General features: G+C 36.6%; 6 protein-coding genes. All 6 read left to right on the top strand.

Annotated features, from left to right (window positions below; all coding sequences use genetic code 11):
• The first annotated feature begins 654 nt into the window (after positions 1 to 654).
• The 6 genes from WFK35_RS05875 to WFK35_RS05850 all read left to right on the top strand — a co-directional run bounded on the left by WFK35_RS05875 (position 655) and on the right by WFK35_RS05850 (position 7,117).
• Entirely contained in the window at positions 655 to 1,485 is an 831-nt protein-coding gene (locus tag WFK35_RS05875; RefSeq protein ID WP_336731810.1) for a CPBP family intramembrane glutamic endopeptidase, read from the top strand.
• Positions 1,486 to 1,590: 105 nt separating this feature from the next.
• Positions 1,591 to 2,178 carry an RdgB/HAM1 family non-canonical purine NTP pyrophosphatase gene (gene rdgB, locus WFK35_RS05870; RefSeq protein WP_442892012.1) on the top strand — a complete coding sequence of 196 codons (588 nt, stop codon included), beginning with the start codon at positions 1,591 to 1,593 and terminating at the stop codon, positions 2,176 to 2,178.
• 145 nt (positions 2,179 to 2,323) lie between these two features.
• Positions 2,324 to 3,238 (top strand): ribonuclease Z, encoded by a 915-nt coding sequence (locus WFK35_RS05865; protein ID WP_235131286.1) that lies wholly within the window; start codon positions 2,324 to 2,326, stop codon positions 3,236 to 3,238.
• Between the two features lie 5 nt (positions 3,239 to 3,243).
• Positions 3,244 to 4,014: a TIGR02757 family protein gene (locus tag WFK35_RS05860; protein ID WP_442892011.1), complete on the top strand. Its 771-nt coding sequence runs from the start codon at positions 3,244 to 3,246 to the stop codon at positions 4,012 to 4,014.
• Between the two features lie 12 nt (positions 4,015 to 4,026).
• Positions 4,027 to 4,560, top strand: coding sequence for a DUF1003 domain-containing protein (locus WFK35_RS05855; protein ID WP_290265057.1), 534 nt, complete (start codon positions 4,027 to 4,029; stop codon positions 4,558 to 4,560).
• Positions 4,561 to 4,756: 196 nt separating this feature from the next.
• A complete protein-coding gene (locus WFK35_RS05850) occupies positions 4,757 to 7,117 on the top strand; it encodes a choice-of-anchor L domain-containing protein (protein ID WP_336731809.1) in 2,361 nt (786 codons plus the stop codon).
• Positions 7,118 to 7,129: the final 12 nt, after the last annotated feature.

Raw genomic sequence — 7,129 nt, 5'->3', positions numbered from 1 at the left:
GTAAAAGAGTTTGCTCCTTTAGGAGCAGAATCTGTGTAGAAATAAGAATAAATCCGCAAATCAATCCGTAGGATTGATATCTATAAATATGATAAATTTTTTAAAGATAGCGTTCCTACGGAACGCAGAATACATTGTGAATATGGTATCTACACAGATAAAACTCCATAGAGTTTTCTACCGTTTTATTTTAAACAACTTTTTTTTGTTTGCTTTTGCCAAACTAAAAATAGGCTAAAAAAAAAATCAAATTCGTGGAATTTGTGAAAACCATTTGTGTTATTTGTGTTTCAAAGATCAATGATGAGTTTAAATTTTATTGGAAAAACGCTAAGGCGCAAAGATAAAATCAAAGATTTTATTCTTAAAGAATACTCCGAAGTTCTGACTGGGGATTATTTATTCAAATTAAATAATGAAAAATGAAAAAGGCAACAACAGCTTTAAAAATCTTCAATTTTTATTCTTTTGAGAACTTTGATTATTCTAATTATTGCGGAATAATGGTCTTTTGCAACTTTTGCGGTTAATTTTGAAATTAGTTTAAACATTTTAAAGAACATACATGTAAAACATATTGCAGGTTAAAATTCTCGACAATTCTCTTTTCCCATAATTTGAATTATCTTTGTTTCTCAATAAATCTTAGATTCTATGGAAAAAAGTAAATATCCGAATTTCAAGTTTACATGGATTGGCGGTCTTGTTTTGCTGGCAGGATTGTTTTTCGGAACAATGGTGGTTTCATCCTTTAATGTTTTCTGGGTGTTTACTTTCAAAGAAAATCTACAGTACAGAGACTGGTTTTTTATGATTACCAATGCTGCAGGATTTCTTACGGCGATTGCTTTTTTTGATTTTTTCATTGTGAGAAGAACAACAGGAATGAAGCTGAATTTTAATTTTTCTCCAACTAATTTTTATACCTATCTCCTGATTTTTCCAATGATGATCGGGATGATGTTTATTGCAGAATTTATTACCGCCCAGATTCCTACAACGGGACCTTTTTTCGGAAAGTATTACGATTTTTTCACTCAGATGATGGAAAAACTTACCGATGATCCGGTTGTGATGATCATTACTGCTGTTATCTGTGCGCCTATTTTTGAAGAAATTATTTTCAGGGGAATTATCCAGAAAGGATTGATGAATAAGGGTGTTGAACCGAAAATGGCAATTGTTTTTGCTTCTGTCATATTCGGAGCGATTCACGGAAACCCGTGGCAGTTTGTGGGAGCTGTTCTGTTAGGATGCGTTCTGGGATTGGTCTATTACAAAACAAAATCTCTGCTTTTACCGATGCTTTTGCATGGTTTTAATAATTTATGTTCCACCTTATTAATCACTTATGTAAAAACGGAAAGCTTCGCAGATGCTTTTAAAGTTTCAGAATGGATCATACTGATGATAGGAATTGCACTTTTCTCCTTGTTTTATTTTCTTTTTATGAAAAAATACAAAGTGCATTATTCTGAAATTTAAATCTAAACACGAATGGCACTAAATTTTTACACACTAATTTCACTAATATCATTGGTGTTATTCATGATGATGATTTGAGGTTTAAACAAAATAGAAATTAAATAAATGAAATTGAATATAGAATTACTGGTAGCAACGCACAACATACATAAGAAAGAAGAAATTCAGCAGATTTTAGGCGATGAATTTGTCGTTAAAAGTCTTGCCGATTACGATCTTCATGAAGAAATCGTAGAAGATGGAGATTCTTTCAATGCCAATGCGTTAATTAAGGCAAAATACTGCTTCGAAAAAACAGGGATTCCAAGTTTAGGCGATGACAGCGGACTGGTTGTAGAATCTCTGGACGGAAGACCTGGAATTTTTTCCGCGCGTTATGCAGGAAATCATGATTTTGCCAAAAATATCGAAAAAGTTTTGGGCGAAATGGAAGGTATTGAAAACAGAAAAGCGTATTTCATTACTGTTTTATGCTATTATGACGAAAACGGAGCCAAATATTTCGACGGAAGGGTTCACGGAAATTTATTGAAGGAAAATAAAGGTTTCAAAGGGTTCGGCTACGATCCGATCTTCGTTCCGGAAGGGTACGAAATGACTTTTGCAGAGATGGAACCGCAGGATAAAAACAAAATCAGCCACAGAAAACAGGCTTTGGATCTATTTTTGGATTTTCTGAAAGGGAAAGAGTAGTTTCAGGTTGAGGCTAAAATGTATGGTGAAAACAGAAACAGAAATTTAGATATTTAAATCGGTTTCCACTACGTAATTTTAATCTCAGCCTAAATCTTAGTCTTAACCTAAATCCGTACATTTGTCACCTTAATAAACCATCGATTTGAGTACTTATTTAACGATATTAGGCTTTAATTCAGCAATTCCTACGATAAATTCTTCTCCTACCGCTCAGTTTCTGGAGATGGAAGAACGGTCTTTTCTCATCGATTGCGGGGAAGGAACGCAGGTACAGTTGAGAAAAGCCAAAGCGAAATTTTCGAAGATCAATCATATATTTATTTCTCATCTTCACGGAGATCACTGTTTTGGTTTACCGGGGCTTATTGCTTCCTTCAGACTTTTGGGAAGAGAAACGCCGCTTCACGTTTATGGTCCGAAAGGAATTAAGAAAATGCTGGAAACTATTTTCACGATTACAGAAACACACCGTGGTTTTGAAGTGGTATATCATGAACTGGATAAAGATTATTCAGAGAAAATTTACGAAGACAACAGGGTAGAAGTGTACACCATTCCTTTGGATCACAGAATATACTGCAACGGTTATCTGTTTAAAGAAAAACCGAAAGACAGGCATCTGAACATGAAGGAAATTGCGAAGTACAGCGAAATAGAAACCTGTGATTATCACAATATAAAAGCCGGAAAAGATTTTGTTTTAAGCGATGGATATGTGCTTAAAAATGAAATTCTTACCGTAGAACCTGCTCCTTCTGTATCTTACGCATTTTGCAGCGATACGAGATATCTGGAAAGTGTGATCCCGATCATTAAAAATGTAACCGTGCTTTATCATGAATCCACATTTCTTCACGATTTGAAGGAAATGGCAGATTATACAGGACATACAACTGCTTTGGAAGCCGCAACGGTAGCCAGAAAAGCAGAAGTCGGAAAACTGATCTTAGGACATTTTTCCAACCGTTATGGAGATCTTACCGTATTTACCGATGAAGCAAGAACTGTTTTTCCCAATACTTTCTTACCGAAAGCACTGGAACCTGTAAAAATTTAAAAATAATGTTGAAGTTTGAAGAACTGAAAATCTTCTTAGATGAAAAGGCAGACCAATACAATGATCCTGAATTTATAGAAAATGATCCGATCCAGATTCCGCATCGTTTTTCTCTGAAACAGGATATTGAAATTGCAGGATTTCTGGCGGCGACAATTTCATGGGGAAACAGAAAGGCCATCATTAAATCGGCGGAAAAGATGCTCGATATTATGGGGAATTCGCCTTATGATTTTGTTTTGAATCATTCGGAAAAGGATTTGAAATTTCTTGAAGGCAAAAGTGTCCACAGAACGTTTAACGGGGAAGATTTTGCTTATTTTATTAAACAGTTTAATAGGATTTATACTGAGAATGAAAGTCTGGAAGATTTATTCAGGGTAAATGATCCCGAAATTAATTTTTCTCACGGGATTGAACGTTTCAGAACACAGTTTCTGGGAACGGAAAAGCACAGGACACATAAACACGTAAGTTCGCCGTATAAAAATTCTTCCACTAAAAGAATTATCATGTTTCTGCGCTGGATGGTGCGTAAAGATAAGCGTGGCGTAGATTTTGGTCTTTGGAAAAATACAGATCCGAAATATCTTTCTATTCCGCTGGATGTGCATACCGGAAATATTTCTAGAAAACTGGGGCTTATTACCAGAACGCAGAATGACTGGAAAACGGTGGAAGAACTGGATATGGTGATCCGTACATTTGATGAAAAAGATCCTGCAAAATACGATTTTGCATTGTTTGGACTGGGAGTTACAAAGGAATTACTTTAAAATTGAAACGCAATGAAAAAGAACGAAGAAAAAATTGAAATGCTAGAAAGAATTGCAAACGGAATTACATGGTGGATTGGTTCTATTCCCTCGCTCATTGCACATACCCTGTTTTTTTTGATTTCTTTTCTTCTGCCTATTCTTCACCTTGTAGAGTTTGATAAAATGCTGCTGATTCTTACCACAGTGGTTTCATTGGAGGCAATTTATCTTGCGATTTTCATTCAGATGTCGGTGAATAAAAGCCATGAGAAAATTGAAGATATTCAGGAAGATATTGAAGATATTCAGGAAGACATTGAAGAGATCAGCGAAGATATTGAGGAAATCAGTGAGGATATCGAAGAAATTAATGAAGACATCGAAGACATTCAGGAAGATATTGAAGAAATTAACGAGGATGAAGATGAGGAAGACCACAATGAACGCGCCAAAAATGTGATGCTGAAAAGCAATGTAAGTTCCAATAAAAATGAAATTAAAGCACTGAAAGATAAGATCTCAGAATTGCAGAATATGATTGACGAACTGAAAAAAGATAACTAATCAGCAGATATAATTGCTGAATTATTATAATTCCATACAAAAAGACTGATAAAATTATCAGTCTTTTTTATTAACTCAGATAGATTATCTGTTATTTCTTTAATTTTAAAATATTTTAGGTTATTTATATTATAATGCTTATTTTTTGTTCTGATTTTAGCCAATAATTTAGTATTTTTGAACAAACAACAACAAAATGTTAAATTATAGATTAAAAAACTACTGTTTCTTTTTAGTTTTACTCTTGGTTTCAGGATCTGTTTTCGCCCAAAAAACGTCCAGAAAACCAATAACAGAAAAGCATTCCGGTGCGAGTCTGAAGTCCGGAGCTTTTATTGATGTGAATGTGGCATCTTACGCGCCATCTTCTTACAATATAGAGCAGCTTGTTAAAAATGTTCTGATTTCCGGTGGCTCCAGTTGTGCGGTTGCCAACGTTACCAATGTTACGGTTTCACCCAACCAGCCTGCGACAGACACGGAAAGAGCGTGGGGATATTTTCATAAAGGAACTACTGCTTTTCCGTTTACGGACGGTGTTGTTCTCGTAACAGGGAAGGCCAGAAGAGCGGGAAATGTTCTGGAAAGCGGATTAAGTGATACTGTTCCCGGTTCTACGGTAAGTGATCCGGATCTTGTAACGGCAATTAACCCTTTGGCTCCTTTAAAAGATGCTGTTTTTATTGAATTTGACTTCGTTCCTAACAGTACTCAGGTAAAATTTAATTATATTTTTGCTTCGGAAGAATATACGTCTAATTTCCCATGTGGAGTTTATTCTGATGGTTTTGCTTTATTACTGAAAAAAGTAGGTGATCCTACTTATACCAATATGGCAATTTTACCGGGAACAGCGGGACCTGTAAGTGTTACCAATATTGTTCCTGCAGGTAACGGTTTCACGTGCGGACCTATCAATGAAGCATATTTTGGAGGGATGAACACCGCAAATATTGAAACGAATTTTAATGGAAGAACAATTCCTTTAACGGCAACCGCAACGGTAATTCCGGGACAGACCTATCATTTTAAAATGGTTTTGGCAGATGCTTCCGACAGTAGTTTTGACTCTGCGGTTTTTCTTCAGGGTGGATCTTTTGATATCGGAATGACCATTGTAGACGGAAATGGAAATCCATTAACAAGCGTTAATATGTGTGACAATACGCCGCAAACTTTAACGGCACAAATTGCTTCCGTTCCGGGAATGACTTTCCAATGGTACAAAGACGGTGTTGCCATACCGGGTGCAACAAGTGCTACATACATTGCCACAGAACCGGGCGTATATGTTGTAAGAACATTTGTGGGAGGAACCAATTGTCAGACAGCTACGGTTACCATTGTAGGTGGAACAACGCCTCCTGCACAGAACGCTACCTTAAAACTCTGTACAACACCATCTTTGGCAACATTTAACCTGAATGATGCAACACCGCAGATTACAACTTCCACTACGGCTATCGTTCGTTATTATGTGAATCAGGCTGATGCTGTTGCTCAGAATAACAATTATCTTACTGCTGCACAAATGGCAAGTTACAACGGAACTGACGGACAGGTTTTATATGTAGTGGTTTCCAATGGAGCTTTCTGTAGCAAAACGGTAACTTTAACTTTAAGAAAAGAGGCAACGCCTGTTGCACAGCTTACCGCGACAAAAGTAAGAATCTGCTTAGGCGAATCCACAACATTAACAGCTTCGAACGGTGCAACCTATCAATGGACGAATTTATCAGGAACCGGAGCTACGCAGACTGTTTCTCCAACGCAGACAACAACGTATTCTGTTTATGCGATCGGAACACAGGGATGTAAATCCTTACAACCGGCATCTGTTACCATAGAAGTTGTTCCGGCTATTAAATCAACACTTTCAGGAGGAATGATTTGTCAGGGAGATGTTATTAATTTAGACGCAGGAGCAGGACCGAACTATACATATTTGTGGAGTAATGGAGCGACATCTCAGACGATTTCTGTAGGAACTCCGGGAACATACAGTGTAACCATTACCAATGGAGTATGTTCAAAAGTCTTTACAACACAGGTTATTCAGGCGGTTATTCCGGAAGTTATTAATGTTAACTATAACGAAAACGGAACCATGATTATTACAGCAAGTAATCCAAGCAACGGTGTTTTGGAATATTCTGTTGATAACGGATTAACATGGCAGGATTCCAATACGTTTACCAACGTGCCTAGAAATACGGTGATCTCCATCAGAGTAAGAGTGAAGAAAACAAGCTGTGTAGGCTTCCTTGAATATTTTACATTCGTGATGCAGAACGTTATTACGCCAAACGGAGATAACATTAACGACATCATCGATTTCCGAATCGTTAATAAAAACAAAGACTTTAAAGCTTCTATTTTTGACCGTTACGGTAAAGAAGTTTACAGGGAAAGCAGCTTACAGCCTTATTGGGACGGGTATTTCCAGGGTAAAAGACTGAATACCTCATCCTACTGGTATCAGGTAAGCTTCGAAGATCCTGCAAGTAAAAAGCCGGTTGTAAAGACAGGCTGGATCTTATTGAAAAATTTCGAATAATTATCCGTAATT

Origin of the sequence: Chryseobacterium sp. VD8 (genome assembly GCF_037149975.1) — a bacterium.
Taxonomy (GTDB): Bacteria; Bacteroidota; Bacteroidia; order Flavobacteriales; family Weeksellaceae; genus Chryseobacterium; species Chryseobacterium indicum.
The sequence above is the reverse complement of the archived record's forward strand: the minus strand, read 5'-3'. Positions and strand labels throughout refer to the sequence as shown.